This window comes from Pseudomonas sp. PDM18, from assembly GCF_014852585.1.
Classification (GTDB): domain Bacteria; phylum Pseudomonadota; class Gammaproteobacteria; order Pseudomonadales; family Pseudomonadaceae; genus Pseudomonas.
Window position 1 is genome coordinate 43,280 of record NZ_JACVBX010000007.1, and the last position, 18,467, is coordinate 61,746.

Consider the following 18,467-nt stretch of genomic DNA (forward strand, 5'->3'; position numbering starts at 1 on the left):
TCGCAACTAGAAGCCGGGCGCGGTCTCCGTACGATTGCGCCCGCCGGCCTTGGCCCGGTACAGGGCGCGGTCGGCGCGGGCCAGCAGGTCTTCCAGGCGCAGTTCACCTTCGCGTCGCTCGGCCACGCCGATGCTCAGGGTCAGGCGCACGCGGTTGCCGTCCGCGCTGGTGAAGGACAGCGCCTGCACGCTGTTGCGTACTCGCTCGGCGACTTGCAGCGCCTGCTGCAGGTCGGTTTCCGGGAGGATCGCGGCGAACTCCTCGCCACCCAGGCGGCCGAGCAGGTCGACTTCGCGCAACCCTTGCGTCAGCTCCTTGGCTACGGCCTGCAGCACCGCATCACCGAAGGCGTGGCCGTGGCTGTCGTTGATCGGCTTGAAGAAGTCGATGTCCAGCATCAGCGCCGCGCACTGGCGGTCATAGCGCTGCGCGCTCTTGAGCAGGGCGACGCCGCGTTTGACGAAGGCATGGCGGTTCTGCAGGCCGGTCAGCGGGTCGGTGGTGGCGAGCAGGCGCAGCTCCTGTTCCATGGCCTTGCGCTGGTTGATGTCGAAGCTCCACACCAGCGAGGCGGGACGGCCCTCTACTTCCATCTTGCGCGCCCAGACGATCGCCCAGTAAGCGGGGTTGCCCGCCAGCCGGGTTTCCCAGCTGTCCAACTGGCCATTGTCGGCCAGCGACTGGCGGAAGCGCGCTTCCTCGTCCGGGTCATCGAACAGGCGGTGCAGGGTGAAGGGTTCGTCCGGGTGGATCCCGGTGCGCTGCAGCAGGCGGGGGCTGACATAGTGCGCGCGGGAGTCTTCGTCACTGAGCAGCGCCACATCGCTGGGGCTGGTGTCGAGGATGTAGCGCAGCAGTGCCTTGCGCTCGCTCAGCTCCTGGGTGCGCTGTTCGACGCGTTGCTCAAGCGACTGGTTGAGGTCGTGCAGGCGCTGGGTGAGCTGCAGCTTGCGCCGCGAGTTGGCGATCACCCGCAGGGCCAGCAGCACGCTGCACAGGCCGAGGCCGAAGAGCACCCAGGCCAGCAGGTTGAAGGCGCGCTGCAGGTCGAGTCGTTCGGCGTCCATGTAGTTGGTCAGCGCGATGTTGGTGACCACCATCAGTTCATGAGTGGGTTCGAGCAGGGGCGGCAGTTCGCGCAGCATCTCGCCGGCCAGCACCTTCGCCGCAGCCGGCTGGCCCCAGGGGGCGCGCTGGAGCCAGGCCTCGCTCAGCTGCTGGATCGTCTCCAGCGTTGCCTGTACTTCCGGACGCGGCACGACGAGGTAGTTGTAGACGGGGGTGGTGCGCAGCGGCGGCAGGAGGCTGGCGAGCACTTCGACGCGGATTGCCAGGGCATCGCTGTCACTCTTTCCGGCGAGCACCTGGCGGGCGCTGTTCAACGAGCGTTCCAGTTCGGCGCGCAACTGGTAAGCCTGCCACAGCTCGCTGTGGGCGTCGGGATGGGCCAACTGGCGGACGTGCTGGTGCACCATCAGCAACGCCGCGCCGGCGCCGGCGGTCAGCGCGCCGATCAGGCCGCTGAGTATGATGACGGTCAGGCGGCGATAGCGCCGCCTGGATGGCTGCGGGGGCACGGCGATCACTCCAGGGTAATGCGGCTAACCTGCCAGACGGTGCGGTTGAAGTAGACCTGGGTCCGCAACTCCGGGTGATCGACCATCGGATAGATGACGAACAGCGGGCCGCGCTCGGCGATGCCGATGGCTTGGCCGTCGCGACGGTAGGCGAGGATGGGGTCAAAGTCGTCGAGGTCGCTCAGAGGAATCAGTGCGGAATAGTCGTTCAATGCCTCGACTCGCAGGCGCTGGACATCGGCACGTCCGAAGCTGGCGAGCAGGGTGCTCAGGCGCACGCCCTGCCAGCCGTAGACCTGGGTTTCTTCAGGAAGCGTGGAGCGCCGCTCGGTCTGCGGCAGCGCTTCGAGGTCGCGCAGGCTGTAATGGCGCTGGAGCTGCGGCTGGTCCTTCACTGCGATAGTCAGCACGGTGCGCCCTGCCGCCGGTTCAGGGGCCGAGTGCGCATGCATGACAATAAACAGGCAGACTAGAATGCCAATAAAATGACGAAAAGCCGACATCTCAACAGCTCGTGACGAAATCTCGACGATTATATCGGCGAACCTGGCAGGTACTTGAATGGCCGAAATGCCGCGCCCTGCTGTTATGGCCGGCTCAGTGGTCGCGATTGCGCCAGGCGCGCCACCATTTGCCGCTCAGGACGAAGCGCGGGAAGGTGACGAACTGCTCGACCAATAGCCGACCGATGGCGTCCGTGCGGTCGCTGAAGGGCTCGGGCGCCTGCTCCTCGAGCTTGTGCCCGCGGCCCTGGATGGCCAGCGAGGCGACCATGCCGATCACGCCCAGCAGTATCGCCGTCAGGCTCAGGCCGAACAGCCCGCTGAGCAGCGTCAGGGCGCCGAGGATGAACAGCGGCACGGCGATGATGTGCAGCGCGAGGTTGGTCGGGTTGCGGTGGTTGGCGGCGTAGCCCTGCCACTGCCAGGCGAGGAGGTTGGGGTGACGTTTGCCCATGGTGCTGCTCCCGAGACTGAGAAGCCCGCCTGTGCGCAGGCGGGCGGAATGCCAGCAGTCTAGGTGCTGCCCCGGAGCCTGCGCCAATGGGCGCAGGCTATGCGGGCGATAGGGATTACAGGCGCAACTGGCGGATGGCGCGACTGAGTTCGCCGGCGAGGTCCGCCAGTTGGTGGCTGGTACCGGCCGAATCGACGGTTTGCTGCACGGTATGCTCAGTGACGTCGCGGATGCCCACGACCGAGCGGGTCATTTCCTCGGCCACCTGGCTCTGTTGCTCGGCGGCCACGGCGATCTGCGTGTTGCTCTCGCGCATCAGCGCCACGGCCGAGGCGATAGCCGCCAGCGCTTCGCCGGCCTCACGGGCCTCCTCGACGCAACCGTCGGCCTTGATCGAACTTTCCTGCATGAACTCCACGGCGTCGCGGGTGCCGGACTGCAGCGCGTTGATCATCTGGGTGATCTCGTCGGTGGAGTCCTGCACGCGTTTGGCGAGGTTGCGCACTTCATCGGCGACCACGGCGAAGCCACGGCCCATCTCGCCGGCGCGGGCGGCCTCGATGGCGGCGTTGAGGGCGAGCAGGTTGGTCTGTTCGGCGATGCCGTGGATGACGCTGACCACGCTGCTGATCTTGTGGCTGTCCTGGGCCAGTTGCTGAATCATCTCGGCGGTCTGCTGCACGCCCTGGGACAAGCCGGCAATGGACTGGCCAACGCGGCCGACGACTTGCTGGCCGTTGCCGGCGAGGCGGTCCGCTTCCTGCGACTGGTCGCGAGTATCGGCGGCGTGCTGGGCAATGTGGTGGACCGTGGTGGACATCTCGTTGATGGCGGTCGCGGCCTGGTCGGTCTCGCTCTGCTGGCCAAGCATGCCCTGGCGCACCTGGCCCATGCTGCTGGCGAGGCTGCGCGCACCTTCGTCGAGGCGCCCGGCGGCCTGGGCGACGGTGCCGACCACGCGCTGGTAGCCGGCCTGCATGGCGTTGAAGGCCGTGGCCATCTGGCCGACTTCGTCGCGGCTTTCCAGCGGCACGCGGGCGGACAGGTCGCCGCTCTTCTCGACATGGAGCATCACATCGCGCAGGGTCAGCAGGTGGGTGAGGATGAAGCGGATCAGCAACTGGGAGGCGGCCAGCAGGGCCAGCATCAACACCAGCACGGCGCCGGCGAAGGGCAGGGCGCGATCCTCGAAGACGCTCCAGAAGTCGGCGCCGGGTGCGAGCACCGCGACGCGCTGGCCGTTGCCGATGTCCTGCACGTAGGCGCCTGCCAGGGTGCCATTGCGGGTCTGCGCCCCCTGCAGGTCAACCCACCCATTGGCACGGGCGAGGGCGGAGCTGTCGATGCCAGCGATCTGCGGCGCGCTGCCGCTGGCAAAGGCGACGAGGTTCGGCGAGGTCGGCAGTGCCGAGCCTGCCGGCCAGTTCTTCAGCAACTGGGCCTGGGCTTCGGCACCCTGGCGTGCCTGCTGGTTGCGTCCATCGAGCTCCTGGTGCATGGCGAACATGACCAGAAGCAAAGTGGTGACGAAGGCGACCGCGTTGACGGCCCAGAACTTGTACTTGAGGGAAATATCGCGGATCCAGGCGGCCATAAATCTCTTCTTGTCGGTCGAATAGTGGCGAGGCGCCATTATTGTCGTGAAAAGGATGAAAGTGGCTATTGATGGGAATCAAGCCACCTTTCGCTCCCGACTTATCGGCCGACGAAGGGCAATCTTGAGAGCCGGTTCAAATCTCCGGCAGGTCAAAGAAGCGCCGTGCGCACTCGGTCGTATGGGCCGCAACCCGCTCTGCGCTCTCGCCCCGGTGCTCGGCCACGCAGGTCAGCACTTCGGGCAGGTAGGCCGGCTGGTTGCGGCCATTTTTTGGCTTCGGCCGCAGGGTGCGCGGCAATAGATAAGGCGCGTCGCTTTCCAGCATCAGCCTGCCTTCGGGAATTTCCCGCACCAATTCCTGTAGGTGGGTTCCCCGGCGTTCGTCGCAGATCCAGCCGGTGATGCCGATGTGCAGGTCGAGGTCGAGGTACGAGTAAAGTGTGCGGCGCTCGCCGGTGAAGCAATGCACCACGGCAGCCGGCAGCTTGTCGCGGAAGTCCTTGAGGATCGCCAGCAGGCGTTCGCCGGCGTCGCGCTCGTGGATGAACACCGGCAACTGCAGCTCCACGGCGAGGCCCAACTGTTCTTCGAAAGCTTTCTCCTGCTGCGGGCGCGGCGAAAAGTCGCGATTGAAGTCCAGCCCGCATTCGCCGACCGCCTTGACCCGGTACTCGGCGAGCAGGCCGCGAAGATCCTTGGCGCTGCCGCTGTCCCAGTGGCTGGCTTCGTGTGGGTGGACACCGGCAGTGCAGTAAAGACGCTGTTCTTTGTCCAGTTGCCGGCACAGCTCCAGGGCCTGTTCGCTGTCGTCCAGGCTGGTTCCGGTCAGCACCATCTGCACGACGCCCGCTTCCACCGCACGGGCGAGGACCGCTTCACGTTCCGGGGTGAAGCTAGGGTGGGTGAGGTTGACGCCGATGTCGATCAGTTGCATTTTTGTTCCCTTTGTTCGGAAGCGGAGCATAGCAAAAGCCGCTTTTTTGACGAAAATTCTTCAAAAACAACAGGTTGAGGAGTATTCCGAAGATCTATCGGAAGTTTCGGGTTGGTGTTTATCCCCTCCTGTGAGAGTCTTGCGCGCCCTTGGCGACCGGGAACTACCGGTCGAAACCGCACTCAAATCGGCCCACCGCCGAGTGCGAGCCCCCGGAGAGCTGGATGACCCGACTGTTGCTGCTACTGCTGTGCCTCGTGGCCCTGACGCCACTGCCGGCGGCCGCGCGCCTGACGGCCCAGCCGGAAAACTGGGAGCAGGAAAGCAGCGACGCCCGCGACCTGGCCACCATCCGCTCCGGCGGCACCCTGCGGGTTCTGGTCAACCAGAGTCGCAACAGCTCCGGCGAAATCAAGGGCGAACCCATCGGCATCGAGTACCGCCGCCTGCGCGCCTTCGAGCAGTACCTGAACGACAGCGCCCCGGGGCGCAAGCCGCTCACCATCAAATTCATTCCCAAGGCCAAGGATCAATTGCTCGGCGCGCTGCAGCGCGGCGAAGGCGATCTGGTCGCGCCTGGGGAAGTCCTGCTGGCCCGTGACGGCCAGAACGTCAGTCCCAGCCTCCCGTGGAAGGCCGACGTACCGCTGGTGCTGGTAACCAAGCAGGGCAACCGCAAGTTCGTGCGCCTGGAGCAGCTCGCCGGCCGCACCATCACCCTCCCGGCGGGCAGCGCCGCTGGCGAGGCCGTGCGCAAGGTCAACGAGCGCCTGGCACAGAAGCGGATGGCGCCGCTGGTGCTGGAGTGGACCGATTCGTCCCTGGCCGTGGAAGATGTGCTGGAGATGGTCCAGGCCGGTATCTTCAACTACACCGTGGTCGAGCAACCCATCGCCGAGCGCTGGAGCAAGGTCTTCACCAAGCTGCGCGTCGACCGTCATCTGGTGCTGGACAACAGCGAGCCGATGGCCTGGTACGTGCGCCGCGACGCGCCGATGCTGCGTGCCAGCGTCAACCGCTTCCTCAAGGACTACCGCGCGCCGGCGGACCAGGACGTGGCCTTCCAGCGCCTCTATCGTCGTGCCTACCAAGTGCGTAATCCACTGCAGGTGCCTGACCGCAAGCGCCTCGAAGCGGTGCGCCCGACCCTGCAGCGCTATGGCGAGCAGAGCAAGGTCGACTGGCTGGCGCTGGCTGCCGTGGGCTTCAAGGAATCCAATCTCAATGCCAGCGCGCGCGGCGCTGGCGGCGCCACCGGGCTGATGCAGATCACCCCGGCAGCGGCCCGCGCCGTGGGCGTGGATACCGTGCACCAGAAGGACAGCAATGTGCAGGCCGCCAGCCGTTACATGGCAATGCTGCGCAAGCGCTTCTTCTCCAGCCCGCGCATCAATGAACGGGACCGCATGGCCTTCGTTCTTGCTGCCTACAACGCCGGTCCGGAGCGGGTGCAAAGCCTGCGAGCGGAGGCCAAGCGCCAGGGCCTGAACCCCAATCAGTGGTTCTTCCAAGTCGAGCGGGTGGCCGCCGAGCAACTGGGCATGGGCGTTGTGAATTACGTCAGTAGCGTCAACAAGTACTATCTTGCATATCAGCGGGAACGTGATGGCCTCGAGCCACGTGAAAGCGTGGCGGCAATCAAGAAGTAATCGGTTTATTCGATAGTTGTTAGCGCGATTTTGCGCTTTTGATATCGGAAAAACTGGATATATTGGTCGCCAAGCAACCACGGTTGTCACCAACTTCCTACGCAACCCTTCGCTCCCACTCGAGCTTCCATAAGGACGCACCATGAACTCGCTGATCAAATCCATCCTGACCACCAACGCCGGCGCCGGCATCGCTGTACTGCGTATCACCACCGGCCTGACCTTCATGGCGCACGGCTCGCAGAAACTCTTCGGTGCCTTTGGTGGCCCGGGTCTGCAAGGCATGGCGGGCTGGCTGGAATCCCTCGGCGTGACCCCTGGCTACCTGATGGCCGCGCTGGCCGGCAGCGCCGAGTTCTTTGGCGGCCTGGCCCTCGTCCTTGGCCTGCTGGTGCGCCTGGCGAGCATCCCGCTGATCGTTGCCATGCTGGTTGCCGTGTTCAGCGTGCACCTGGCCAACGGCTTCTTCATCACCGCCAACGGCTTCGAATACGCCTTCACCCTGATCATGATCAGCGTCGCGCTGCTGATCAGCGGCGCCGGCCCGTTCTCCCTGGACCGCAAGCTGTCCAGCTGATCGCCAAGGCCTGGCAGAAAGCCGGTAACGAAAAAGGGCGGACACCCAAGGTGTCCGCCCTTTTTGTTTGTCCCTGAATCAGTTGAGCGCGATTCAGTGGAAGAGAAATTGCACGCCGCCATTGATCAGACCACCGCCCACCAGCAGGAAGACGAACAGCCCGGCGCCCAGCAGCAGCGGCTTGGGGCCTTCCTTGCGCAGGTCGCCGAGGCGGGTGGCCAGACCCAGGGCGGCCATTGCCATGCCGAGCATCACGTCGTCCAGCTGCTGCAACGGCGCCAGCCAGCTTTCCGGCACCCAGCCCAGCGAGCGCAGGCCGGTCACCAGCAGGAAGAACACGGCGAAGCCCGGAATGTGCAGCTTGCGGCGCGTGCCTGGCTCGGCGGCTTCGGCGCAGCCCACACGTCCGAGGATCAACAGGGCTGGAGCCAGCAGCAGGACGCGCAGCATCTTGCTGATCAGCGCGGCGTCGGCGGCGGTCGGGTCCATTGCCCGGCCGGCGGCAACTACTTGGGCGACTTCGTGGATGGTCGAGCCGGTGAACACGCCGAAGGCCTGCTCACTGCCGAACAGGTTGGGCAGCGCAGCGTAGATCAGTGGGTGCAGCAGCATCGCCAGGGTGCCGAACAGGACAACGGTGGCCACCGCGACGGCGGTGTGCTCGGCGCGCGCTTTAAGCACCGGGCTGCTCGCCATCACCGCCGCCGCGCCGCAGATGGCGCTGCCGGCGCCGATCAGCAGGGCGCTTTCACGCGGCAGCTTGAGCCAGCGTTCGCCAATCCACCAAGCGACGGTCAGGGTGCTGGCGACCATCAGCACGTCGATGATCAGCGCGGCCGGGCCGAGGGCAGCGATGTCCTGGAAGGTCAGGCGCAGGCCGTAGAGCACCACACCCAGGCGCAGCAGTTGCTGGCGCGACAGGTCGATGCCGGGGCGGATGCTGCCGAAGCGGGCGAGGCCGAGGTTGCCGGCCAGCAGGCCGATGAGGATCGCCAGGGTCAGGCTGCCGAGCCCCAGGTGCTGCAGCACGGGGATCTCCATGAGCTGGCGGGAGCCGAAGGCGATGGCCAGGCAGAGCAGGGCGCCGGGGACGAAGTAGGGCAGGCGGCGAAGGGCGTTCATTACAGGCTCCTTGTGTAAGGTGAAGCCATGGTGCCGCCGCGTTGCTTAGTGTAAAAACGGATTGTTCTTATTAGGTTGACCGGTTTTATCGATATGGCCCCGCGCATCACCCTTCGCCAGTTGGCGACCTTCACTGCCATCGCCGAACTGGGCAACGTGACCCAGGCAGCCGCGCGCATCGCGCTGTCGCAGTCCGCCGCTAGCCAGGCGTTGCAGGAGCTGGAGCGCACCCTGGGCACACGTCTGTTCGACCGCAGCGGCAAGCGACTGGCGTTGAACGACAATGGCCGCGCCTTCTACCCCAAGGCCAGCGCATTGCTGGCGCAGAGCGCGGAGCTGGAGAGCCTGTTCCAATCTGCGCCAGTGCAGTTGAGCCTCGGCGCCAGTCGCAGCATCGGCGGCTACCTGCTGCCGCAGGTGATGGCCGGTTTTCTCGGCGAGCTGCCCGAAAGCCGCCTGGAACTGCAGGTTGCCAATAGCGGCGGGGTGATCGAGGCGCTGGCCGAGTTCAGGTTGGACGTGGCCTTCATCGAGGCGCCGATCCAGCATCCGCAGATCCAGCTCACGCCCTGGATGGCGGATGAACTGCTGCTGGTGGTGTCGCCGGACCATCCACTGACACTGGCCGAACGTGTCAGCCTGAAGGATCTGGCGGCGGCGCGCTGGGTGCTGCGCGAGGCGGGCTCGGGCACGCGGGTGACTTTCGAGGAGCAGGTGCTGCCGCGCCTGGGCAGTGTCAACGCGCCATTGGAGGTGAGCAACGCCGAGGCGATCAAGCATCTGGTGGGTAGCGGTTTCGGCATCGGCTGCCTGTCGCAGCGCGTGGTGCAGGCGGAGCTGGCGCGCGGCGAGCTGGTGCGCCTGGACAATCCGCTGGGGCCGCTGCGGCGCACCTTCTTCCGGGCGCTGCATATCGACAAGTACCCCACGGCGGGCCTGCGTCGTTTTCTCGATTACGCCCAGGACTGGGCGGCGCGATCAGATGCTGTCTAGCGGCCACTCGCCGATGGCGCGGTAGCGAACGCCGGCGGGGCTGTTCTCCGAGCTGAACAGCGTCACGGCCTGGGCTGGCAGCAGAAAGGAGGCTTGTACGATCGGCGTGTGGTGGGCATGGCGAGCGAGCGTGATATGCGGATGGAACGGGCGATGCTCGACCTCGAATCCACCTGCATGCAGCTCCTCGCGCAGGACGTGCACAAGTTCGTGCAAGGCAGCCGGTGCGTTGCTCGGCGCCAGGTGCAGAATGCCGTTGTTCCACCGCGCGATGTGGTCCAGTTCCAGGTTGAAGCCCTGGCGCGGCAGGCGTTCGCCGATGGCGCGCAATTCCGTCTTGCGACCGCGCGGCACGGAGCCGAGAAAGACCAGGGTCAGGTGCAGGTTGGCCTGGGCTACGGGCTGGCCGTCGTGCTGCAGGCTGTCACGCCAGGCGCAGATGCGCGCCGCCAGTTCCGCCGGGCAGGGCAGGGCGAAGAACAGCCGCATGGGGGGTGTGGTCATCGACTGAAGTCTCCTTGACAGCTTTGCCGGGGCTTCTCTAGGATGCCGCACAGCGCCGATTTAAGTAGCAACTTGCGGGGCGCGGATGCAGCGATGGCTGACATCGAAATACCGCTAAAGCGCTGGTTCGGTGTGCCTCTCGCCGCGTCCAGCAGGACCCCTGAGGCGGAGACGTGACACCATGACCTGTCCCAACCCGCATGTGCGCCTGGCCCCGATCACCACTGGCCTGCTGCGCCGCAATCCGAAGATTCTCCTGGGCGGCAATCACCAGCCCACACTCGTCCGTTACCTCGATGGCTGGCCCAAGCGCTGGAACGGCTCGCGCACCTTCCTGATCCAGTTCGCCGAAACCTTTGCCGATCTCGCGCGCTTCCCGTCCGACAGTTTCGACTTCGCGGTGGTGCAGTCGCCGGTGGCCGAGCAATTGGAATCGGCGGTTCACGAACTCACCCGCGTGGCTCGTCAGGGGCTGATTACCCGGCGCCCGCAGCCGCTTTGACGTTGTAGGAGCGAGCAAGCTCGCTCCTACAGGGGAAAATCTGGCGTTCAGGGATACTCGATTTCCACCACGAACCACATCTTCTCACCCGATGGGCTGCGCACCATCACCTCGGCGTCGAGCTCCTTGCCCACGAGGGCTCGGGCCAGGGGTGAGTCGATGCTGATGTGGTTGTTGCGCAGGTCCAGCTCGTCCGGGCCGACGATGCGGTAGCGGGCCTGTTCGCCATCCTCGTCTTCCAGGGTGACCCAGGCGCCGAAGTAGACCTTGTTCGGATCCGCTGGGCGCTCGCTGACCACTTTGCAGTTCTCCAGGCGCTTGCGCAGGAAGCGCACGCGGCTGTCTATCTCGCGCAGCATCTTCTTGCCGTAGGTGTATTCGGCGTTCTCCGAGCGGTCGCCTTGCGCGGCGGCCTCGCTGACTGACTGGGTCACCTGTGGCCGACGCACGTTCCACAGTTCATGCAGTTCGGCGCGCAGGCGCGCTTCGCCTTCGGGAGTGATCAGCGGGGTACCGGCAGGGCGGGGCGGACGATAGCGGCTCATGACATCCAGTGCGGCGAGAGTGATCGGGGGAGTCTACCCGATCAGCTCTCGCGCAGCAGGCGTAATGGGCTCACGTTGAGCGCGCGACGGGTACCGAGCAGACCGGCGCCTCCCACCAGCAGCGCACCCAGCACCGGCAACCCCAGCAGCCAGGGATGCGGACTCCACGGCAGGTCGAACACCAGCCGGTAGAGCAGGTAGCTGATCAGCTCGCAGCCCAGCGCCGCCAGCAGGCCGCTGACCGCGCCGAGGAGGGCGAATTCGCTGCGCCGCGTGCGCATCAGCAGGCCGCGTTCGGCACCCAGGACGCGCAGCAGTGCGCCCTGGCGCAGGCGTTCGTCGAGGGTCGCCTGCAGGCCGGCGAACAACACCACGAAGCCGGCGGCGAGGACGAACACAAGCACGTACTCCACAGCCAGCGTCACCTGGTCGAGGATGCTGCGAAGCTGCGCCAGCAGTGCGTCCACCGGCAGCAGGGTGACGGTGGGGTAGGCGCGGGCCAGTTCGATCAGCTGGCGCTCCTGGCTCACCGGCAGGTAGAAGCTGGTCAGGTAGGTTACCGGCAGGTCGGTCAGAGTCCCGGGCTCGAAGACCATGAAGAAGTTGGGCTGGAAGTTGTCCCATTTCACTGAGCGCAGGCTGCGGATCTGCGCTTCGCGAGTCTGCCCGGCGACGGTGAAGCTCAGGTGGTCGCCGACCTTCAGGCCGAGGTTGCCGGCGAGCTTCTCTTCCACCGAGACGCCTGGCATTTCGCTGTTCTCGCCAGTCTTCCACCATTCCCCGGCAACAATCTGGTTGCCCGCCGGCAGGCGTTCTGACCAGGTGAGACCGAGGTCGCGGTGCAGGGCGCGTTCGCTGCGCACGTCTTCCTTCAATGTCTGGACGGGCTTGCCGTTCACCGCCACCAGCCGGCCCGGCACCATTGGATAGAGGTCTTCGGCGTTGGGCGACAGGACCTTCACCCGTTGCTCGAAACCGTCTTTCTCGGCCGGCAGGATGTTCAGTGCGAAGTGGTTCGGCGCATTGGGCGGCAACTGGGAATGCCAGGTGTCCAGCAATTCGCCGCGCAGCAGGGCGATCAGCGCCATGGCCAGCAGGATCAGGCCGAAGGCGAGACTCTGTCCGGCGGCGGCCAGCGGGTAGCGCAGCAGCTGGCCCAGGCCTAGGCGCCACGGCAGGCTCGCGCCCTGGAGGGCGCGGCGCAGGCCACGCAAGGCTAGCAGCAGGATGAAACCGAGGATCACTGCGGCGATGGCTCCGCCGCCGAGGAGGGCGAGGGTGAGTTTCAGGTCCAGGCTCAGGCGCCACATGATCAGGCCGAGGGCGAGCAGCGCGCAGCCATAGGCGGCCCAGGTGCGCATCGGTACGGGCAGCAGGTCACTGCGCAGCACTCGCAGTGGCGGTACGCGGCCGAGGGCGGCGAGCGGCGGCAGGGCGAAGCCGGCGAGCGCGACCAGGCCGGTCGCCATGCCCGCCAGTGCGGGAACAATGCCGGCCTCGGGGATTTCCGGCGGCAGCAGGTTGCCTAACAAGTGCATCAGGCCGAGTTGCGCGAGCCAGCCGAGGAAGGCGCCGCAAACACTGGCGGCCAGTCCCAGCGTGAGCAGTTGGCTGCCATACAGCAGAAGGGCTTCGCGGCGCGACAGACCCAAACAGCGCAGCAGTGCGCTGGCGTCGAAGCGGCGGGTGGCGAAGCGGTTGGCCGACAGCGCCACGGCCACGCCAGCAAGCAGTACAGCGGCGAGGCTGGCGAGGTTCAGGTAGCGTTCGGCGCGACCCAGGGCATCGCCGATCTGGCGATTGCCGTGGTGGGCGTCCTGCAACTCCTGGTTGGCGGCCAGGTTGCTCTGGGTCGACTGCCGGTAGATTTGCAGCGCTTCGTGCGCGCCGCCCCAGAGGTCGCGGTAGCGTACCCGGCTACCGGGCTGCACCACTCCGGTGGAATCCAGGTCGTGCAGGCTCATCATCACCCGCGGGGTGAGGCTGTAGAAGTCGCCGGCGCGGTCCGGCTCGTAGGTCAGCACGCGGGCGATGCGCAGGGACTTGCGGCCGATGTCGACGCTGTCGCCGATCTTCAGGTCGAGGCTGGCGAGCAGGCGCGACTCGACCCAGATGTCGCCCGGTGCCGGGCGGCCGCCCTCGACTTCCGGCTGCAGGGGGGCAGGCGCGCTCTTCAGTTCGCCACGCAGGGGATAGCTGTCGCCGACGGCCTTCACGCTGCTCAGCTGGATACCATTGTCGGTGGCCACCACGCTGGAGAATTCCACGCTCTGCGCGTGCTGCAGGCCGAGCTTGAGGCCGCGGTCGATCTGTTCCCGCTGCGCCGGCTGGGTGCCGGTGAGTACCAGGTCCGCGCCGAGGAATTCTGCGGCGCGCACCAGCATGGCGCCGTTCAGGCGCGCGCTGAAATAACCGATGGCAGAGCTGGCCGCCACCGCCACCAGCAGGGCGAAGAACAGCACGCGCAGCTCGCCGCTGCGCCCCTCGCGCCATAGCTGGCGCAGGGACAGGCGGAACAGGTTGGGCAGCGACAGTGGCTTCATCGGCTCTCGTCCGTCAGGGTTCGACGTGGTCGATCAGGTGGCCGCTTTCCAGGCGGATATGGCGCTGGCAGCGGTGGGCGAGGCGTTCGTCGTGGGTCACCAGGACAAGGGTGGTGCCGCGCTCGCGGTTCAGTTCGAAGAGCAGGTCGCTGATGCGCTCGCCGGTGTGGGTGTCGAGGTTGCCGGTCGGTTCGTCGGCGAACAGTACGTCCGGTTCGGCGGCGAAGGCACGGGCGATGGCGACCCGCTGTTGTTCGCCACCGGAGAGCTGGCGCGGGTAGTGGGTCAGGCGCTGGCCGAGGCCGACGCGTTCCAGCAATTCGCGGGCGCGCTGCTCGGCGTCTTTCCGGCCGTCCAGCTCCAGCGGCAGCATGACGTTCTCCAGCGCATTGAGGCTGTCGAGCAACTGGAAGGATTGGAAGACGAAGCCTACGTGGGCGGCGCGTACGCGCGCGCGCTGGTCTTCATCGAGGCTGCCGAGGGTGTGGCCGAGCAGGACGATCTCGCCGCCGCTGGGTAGATCCAGCCCGGCGAGCAGGCCGAGCAGGGTGGATTTGCCCGAGCCGGAGCTGCCGACGATGGCGAGACTGTCACCGCGGACGAGGTCGAGGGAGAGGTCGTGAAGGATGGTCAGCTTGCCTTCCGCGCTGGAAACAACCTTGCTAAGGTTCCGCGCGGTGAGAATGCTTTCGCTCATGGAGAATCCGATGCGTGCATGGCTAAAGGGCGGCTGCCTGGCGTTGCTTCTGATCACGCAGCAGGCCGCGGCGCAGACGCTGTTGGTCGTCGGCGATAGTATCAGCGCCGGTTTGGGACTGGATACCAGCCTGGGATGGGTCAACCTGCTGGACAAGCGTCTGAAGGAGCAGGGTTTCGACTACCAGGTGGTGAATGCGTCGATCTCCGGCGACACCACCGCAGGAGGCCTGGCGCGGCTGCCGGCGCTGCTTTCGGAGCAGAAGCCGAAGCTGGTGGTGATCGAGCTGGGCGGCAACGATGGCCTGCGCGGAATGGCGCCGGCGCAATTGCAACAGAATCTTAGCGGCATGGTGGAGCAGTCGCAGAAGTCGGGCGCCAAGGTAATCCTGCTCGGCATGCGCCTGCCGCCCAACTACGGGCAGCGTTACACCGACGCGTTCGCCAAGGTCTTCGACAGCGTGGCGAGTGAGCAGAAGATTGCGCTGGTGCCGTTCTTCCTTGAAGGGGTAGGGGGTGTGCAGGACATGATGCAGGCCGACGGCATCCATCCGGCGGTGGCGGCGCAGCCTAAGCTGCTCGACAACGTGTGGCCGACGCTCAAGCCTTTGCTGTAATAGCTTGGAGCGCGAGAAACCACAGAATCGAGGCTTCCCCGCGCCCGGCCTTTCGGCTATGTTTGCGCACCCTTCTGGAACCCCCTATGTCGCGCCCCGCCTGGACCCTCTTCGCCTACCAGCTGATCGAGCCCGATGAGCAGCTGGACCTGTTCGCCTGCCGCGAGGTCCGGGTTCATCTGGTCGCACGCCAGCTGGAGCTGGGAACCCCTGCAGACCGCACGCTGTGCGGCAGCCTGCTGCCGGCGCAGCCGATGTGGCGCGGAGCCGAGAAGCCTCTGCTGCGCGATCGGCGCATCTGCGCGGCCTGCCTGAAACAACTCGAAGAGGAAAAGCGCGGCGCCCGCAGTTCCTGGCTCGTCTGATATCTCCCGTTGACGGGGCTTGCGGTGGTAAACTGGTCACCCTTTGCTCATTGCCCACGTCAAGGATCCTCGGATGTTGTCGCGCGTCATTGCCGCCTGCTCGCTGTCCCTCGCCGCGCTGCTCTCGGCCGGCCCCGTTTCCGCCATTGAATTGCCGCTGCCGGCGCCGGGCGACGATATCGTCGGCCAAGTCCAGGTGATCAAGGCCAAGTACGAAGACACCTTCGCCGACCTGGGCGAGAAATACGGCCTCGGCTACTCCGAGATGATCGCCGCCAACCCGGGCGTCGATGCCTGGCTGCCGGGCGTGGGCACCGAGGTCATCATTCCGACCCGTTTCGTCCTGCCGGCCGGTCCGCGCGAAGGCGTGGTGATCAACCTCGCCGAGTACCGCCTGTACTACTTCCCCAAGGACAAGAACGTCGTCTACACCTACGCCCTGGGTATCGGTCGTGAAGGTTGGGGTTCGCCGGTGGGCAGTACCAGCGTGATCGCCAAGACCAAGGACCCGGCCTGGTACCCGCCGGCGTCGATCCGCGCCGAACACGCCGCCGATGGCGACCCGCTGCCGACCGTTGTGCCGCCCGGCCCGGACAACCCGCTGGGGCCGTACAAGATGAGCCTGGGCTTCCACGGCTACCTGATCCACGGTTCGAACAAGAAGTTCGGCATCGGTACCCGCACCAGCCACGGTTGCTTCCGCATGTACAACTGGGACGTGACCCAGCTGTTCTCGATGATTCCGGTGGGCACCAAGGTGCGCATCATCAACGAGCCGTACAAGTTCGGTCGCAGCGAAGGAAAGATCTACCTTGAAGCCCATGCGCCCATCGATGACAACGGCGACCCGTCCGTGGTCGACAAGCACACCGCGGTGATCAACGCCCTGCTCAAGCGCGAAGACATCGCCAGCCAGATGCAGATGGACTGGAACGTGGTGCGTGAAGTAGTTGCCGCCGAAGATGGCCTGCCGGTCGCCATTGCCCAACCGCAGCAAGTGCAGCAGGGTGGCTCGGTTGCTGCCACTGTTGACCAGGATGCCGTGCCGCTGCAGTAACTCGCAGCGTGCACTAAGAAGCCCGCCGACCGTTATCGGTCGAGCGGGCTTTTTGTTGCCCGCCTGTTTGTCGCGGAGACAAACTGCGGGCATAAAAAAACCGACCCCGAGGGGTCGGTTTTTTCGAACAGATCCGAAGATCTATTACTTGCGGCTGGCTTTGTCCAGCATACGCAGGGCGCGCTCGTTAGCCTCGTCAGCGGTCTGCTGGGCTTTCTGAGCAGCGGCCAGAGCTTCGTCAGCCTTGCGATAGGCTTCATCGGCACGGGCTTGAGCGCGAGCAGCGGCGTCTTCAGTAGCGGTCAGACGTGCTTCGGTTTCTTTCGAGTGGCTGCTGCAACCGGTGGCCAGAACAGCAGCCAGAGCCAGAGCAGAGAATTTCAGAACGTTGTTCATCGTGTTCCCCTTAAGGTGGACATTTCCATTAAAAGCAATCTCCCATGACTGGGAAATTAGCCGGACTACATAGTACCCATTACTTGTAGTAAGTAAACTGACCAAGCGCAAGTACGGCACTTTTTTTTCATGTTACGGGTGCTGTTAGCAGTTGTGCGAGGCCGATTTGGGCAAAAACTGTCCAATCTGGCAAAGGAGTGTTGCTAACAGGTGTCAAGCGGGGCCTGGGGCGAGTTTCCGGGCTGCGGAACCATGCTGTCAGAAGACTGTCGACAATGGTCGAACAACTGTTTAATCGCCGTTGCGCATTTGTCCTTCTGACAACTTGCAATTAGGTCGCAACAGGTGAAGATAGTGTGAAGGGAAAAACGAAAAAGCCCGGCTAATTGCTTAGCCGGGCTTTTTCATGAATCTGGCGGTGAGGGAGGGATTCGAACCCTCGATACGATTTCTCGTATACACACTTTCCAGGCGTGCTCCTTCAACCGCTCGGACACCTCACCAGATTTCTCGACAGCGCTGTGTCTGTCGAGGCGCGCACTTTACTCAAAGGTTTCCTCCTTGGCAAATCTTTTTTGAAAATTTTTTCCAAGGGATTCATCGGCTTAAGGAGCATGATCGGGATCGCGGGTATACTGGCGCCTTCTGAGACATGCTCAGGTACGTAGGAAAGCGCATGGCCAGCTGGGACATCTTCTGCAGCGTAGTCGACAACTATGGCGATATCGGCGTCACCTGGCGGTTGGCCCGCCAACTGGCCGGAGATCATCGCCAACAGGTGCGCCTGTGGGTCGACGACCTGGCGGCCTTCCTGCGCATCTGCCCGACAGCCGATGGCGCGGCTGCTTCGCAACAGCAATCGGGTGTGGAAGTTCGGCTGTGGCCGAAACCCTGGCAGGACTCTCCCGCGGCGGACGTGGTGGTCGAGGCCTTCGCCTGCGAAATGCCGGCTGCCTATATAGAGACGATGCGCGAGCGACAGAGGCCTTCCCTATGGCTGAACCTGGAATACCTCAGTGCCGAGTCCTGGGTGGAGTCTTGCCATGGCTTGCCGTCGATGCAGGCCAACGGGCTGCAGAAGTACTTCTATTTCCCTGGCTTCACTGCTGCGACCGGCGGGCTGCTGCGCGAGCGCGACCTGATTGCCCGGCGCAATGCCTTCCAGGCCGATCCAGCGGCCAGCCTGCGTTTCCTTGAAGGTCTCGGTGTGCACCCGCAGGACTACGAGCGGCGCGTTTCCCTGTTCGCTTATGAGAATGCCGCGCTGGCTGGCTGGCTGGATGCGTTGGCTGGAAGTACTACCGCCACCTTGTTGTTGGTGCCAGAGGGCAGGGTGCTTGCTGATGTCGAGCGCTGGGCGGGGCAGGCTCTGGGAGTTGGGGAGCAGTACCGTAGGGAGGCGCTGCGGGTGCAGGTGCTGCCGTTCGTGCGTCAGGAAGACTACGACTCGCTGCTGTGGAGTTGCGATTTCAATGCGGTGCGCGGCGAGGATTCGTTCGTGCGGGCGCAGTGGGCAGCGCGGCCATTCGTCTGGCACATCTACCAGCAGGACGAGGATGTCCACCTGGAGAAGCTGGAAGCTTTCCTGGCCCTGTTTGGCGAAGGAATGGACGAAACGCTGCGGGTGGAGCTGCAGTCGTTCTGGATGGCCTGGAATGGCCAAGGTGACGTCGGCGATGCCTGGCAAAAGCTGGAAAACCGGCTGCCGGAGTGGGCGACGTGGATTGGCGATTGGCAGCGCCGATTGACCGAACAAACCGATCTTGCTGCGGGGCTGGTGCGTTTTTATACAAATTGGCTATGATATGGCCCCTGATTTTTGTCTCCAATCCAAT

The 18,467-nt window shown here is 64.9% G+C and carries 19 protein-coding genes and 1 tRNA gene; 8 read left to right on the forward strand and 12 right to left on the reverse strand.

Going from position 1 to position 18,467, the window contains the following annotated elements; genetic code table 11:
• Positions 1 to 6 precede the first annotated feature (6 nt).
• From IB274_RS15565 to IB274_RS15585, 5 genes are all read right to left on the reverse strand, one after another.
• Positions 7 to 1,584, reverse strand: a complete 1,578-nt coding sequence (locus tag IB274_RS15565; protein WP_412548431.1) for a diguanylate cyclase — start codon at positions 1,582 to 1,584, stop codon at positions 7 to 9.
• Complete coding sequence (locus IB274_RS15570; protein WP_318652882.1) at positions 1,584 to 1,988, reverse strand: molybdopterin-dependent oxidoreductase; 405 nt, start codon at positions 1,986 to 1,988, stop codon at positions 1,584 to 1,586. Before IB274_RS15570 ends, IB274_RS15565 begins: the two co-directional genes overlap by 1 nt.
• A 187-nt stretch (positions 1,989 to 2,175) precedes the next feature.
• Positions 2,176 to 2,535, reverse strand: a complete 360-nt coding sequence (locus IB274_RS15575; RefSeq protein WP_192432840.1) for an Mpo1-like protein — start codon at positions 2,533 to 2,535, stop codon at positions 2,176 to 2,178.
• Positions 2,536 to 2,650: 115 nt separating this feature from the next.
• Complete coding sequence (locus IB274_RS15580; protein WP_192432841.1) at positions 2,651 to 4,129, reverse strand: methyl-accepting chemotaxis protein; 1,479 nt, start codon at positions 4,127 to 4,129, stop codon at positions 2,651 to 2,653.
• Between the two features lie 136 nt (positions 4,130 to 4,265).
• Positions 4,266 to 5,066, reverse strand: coding sequence for a TatD family hydrolase (locus IB274_RS15585; RefSeq protein ID WP_192432842.1), 801 nt, complete (start codon positions 5,064 to 5,066; stop codon positions 4,266 to 4,268).
• Between the two features lie 224 nt (positions 5,067 to 5,290).
• Here IB274_RS15585 and IB274_RS15590 point away from each other — a divergent pair, with 224 nt between their 5' ends.
• A complete protein-coding gene (locus tag IB274_RS15590) occupies positions 5,291 to 6,715 on the forward strand; it encodes a transglycosylase SLT domain-containing protein (RefSeq protein WP_192432843.1) in 1,425 nt (474 codons plus the stop codon).
• Between the two features lie 142 nt (positions 6,716 to 6,857).
• Entirely contained in the window at positions 6,858 to 7,292 is a 435-nt protein-coding gene (locus tag IB274_RS15595; RefSeq protein WP_017517576.1) for a DoxX family protein, read from the forward strand.
• A gap of 93 nt (positions 7,293 to 7,385) precedes the next feature.
• Here IB274_RS15595 and IB274_RS15600 read toward each other — a convergent pair whose 3' ends face one another.
• The gene (locus IB274_RS15600; RefSeq protein WP_192432844.1) at positions 7,386 to 8,414 is read right to left on the reverse strand and encodes a YeiH family protein; all 1,029 of its coding nucleotides are present in this window, start codon (positions 8,412 to 8,414) and stop codon (positions 7,386 to 7,388) included.
• Between the two features lie 93 nt (positions 8,415 to 8,507).
• Between IB274_RS15600 and IB274_RS15605 the strand changes: the two genes are divergently transcribed.
• Complete coding sequence (locus IB274_RS15605; protein ID WP_192432845.1) at positions 8,508 to 9,407, forward strand: LysR family transcriptional regulator; 900 nt, start codon at positions 8,508 to 8,510, stop codon at positions 9,405 to 9,407.
• Here the strand turns inward: IB274_RS15605 and thpR are convergent.
• Positions 9,393 to 9,911: an RNA 2',3'-cyclic phosphodiesterase gene (gene thpR / locus IB274_RS15610; RefSeq protein ID WP_192432846.1), complete on the reverse strand. Its 519-nt coding sequence runs from the start codon at positions 9,909 to 9,911 to the stop codon at positions 9,393 to 9,395. The genes IB274_RS15605 and thpR overlap by 15 nt on opposite strands.
• 181 nt (positions 9,912 to 10,092) lie before the next feature.
• On the opposite strand from thpR, the gene IB274_RS15615 reads away from it, so the two are divergent.
• Positions 10,093 to 10,413 (forward strand): hypothetical protein, encoded by a 321-nt coding sequence (locus tag IB274_RS15615; RefSeq protein WP_192432847.1) that lies wholly within the window; start codon positions 10,093 to 10,095, stop codon positions 10,411 to 10,413.
• 47 nt (positions 10,414 to 10,460) lie between these two features.
• Here the strand turns inward: IB274_RS15615 and greB are convergent, their stop codons facing one another.
• Genes greB through IB274_RS15630 form a run of 3 tightly spaced genes read right to left on the reverse strand, consistent with a single transcriptional unit; the run spans position 10,461 to position 14,198 of the window.
• The gene (gene greB / locus IB274_RS15620) at positions 10,461 to 10,958 is read right to left on the reverse strand and encodes a transcription elongation factor GreB (RefSeq protein WP_017517009.1); all 498 of its coding nucleotides are present in this window, start codon (positions 10,956 to 10,958) and stop codon (positions 10,461 to 10,463) included.
• A 41-nt stretch (positions 10,959 to 10,999) separates the two neighbouring features.
• A complete protein-coding gene (locus IB274_RS15625) occupies positions 11,000 to 13,501 on the reverse strand; it encodes an ABC transporter permease (RefSeq protein WP_192432848.1) in 2,502 nt (833 codons plus the stop codon).
• Between the two features lie 13 nt (positions 13,502 to 13,514).
• The gene (locus tag IB274_RS15630; protein ID WP_192432849.1) at positions 13,515 to 14,198 is read right to left on the reverse strand and encodes an ABC transporter ATP-binding protein; all 684 of its coding nucleotides are present in this window, start codon (positions 14,196 to 14,198) and stop codon (positions 13,515 to 13,517) included.
• Between the two features lie 10 nt (positions 14,199 to 14,208).
• On the opposite strand from IB274_RS15630, the gene IB274_RS15635 reads away from it, so the two are divergent.
• From IB274_RS15635 to IB274_RS15645, 3 genes are all read left to right on the forward strand, one after another.
• Positions 14,209 to 14,814, forward strand: a complete 606-nt coding sequence (locus IB274_RS15635; protein ID WP_192432850.1) for an arylesterase — start codon at positions 14,209 to 14,211, stop codon at positions 14,812 to 14,814.
• An 86-nt stretch (positions 14,815 to 14,900) separates the two neighbouring features.
• Positions 14,901 to 15,179, forward strand: coding sequence for a hypothetical protein (locus tag IB274_RS15640; RefSeq protein WP_017517005.1), 279 nt, complete (start codon positions 14,901 to 14,903; stop codon positions 15,177 to 15,179).
• Between the two features lie 73 nt (positions 15,180 to 15,252).
• A complete protein-coding gene (locus IB274_RS15645) occupies positions 15,253 to 16,236 on the forward strand; it encodes a L,D-transpeptidase family protein (protein WP_045211466.1) in 984 nt (327 codons plus the stop codon).
• Between the two features lie 144 nt (positions 16,237 to 16,380).
• Here the strand turns inward: IB274_RS15645 and oprI are convergent, their stop codons facing one another.
• Both oprI and IB274_RS15655 read right to left on the reverse strand, forming a co-directional pair.
• Positions 16,381 to 16,632, reverse strand: coding sequence for an outer membrane lipoprotei OprI (oprI, locus tag IB274_RS15650; protein WP_017517003.1), 252 nt, complete (start codon positions 16,630 to 16,632; stop codon positions 16,381 to 16,383).
• A gap of 413 nt (positions 16,633 to 17,045) precedes the next feature.
• Positions 17,046 to 17,135, reverse strand: a tRNA-Ser gene (locus tag IB274_RS15655).
• 173 nt (positions 17,136 to 17,308) lie between these two features.
• On the opposite strand from IB274_RS15655, the gene earP reads away from it, so the two are divergent.
• Positions 17,309 to 18,436 (forward strand): elongation factor P maturation arginine rhamnosyltransferase EarP, encoded by a 1,128-nt coding sequence (earP, locus tag IB274_RS15660; RefSeq protein WP_192432851.1) that lies wholly within the window; start codon positions 17,309 to 17,311, stop codon positions 18,434 to 18,436.
• Positions 18,437 to 18,467: the final 31 nt, after the last annotated feature.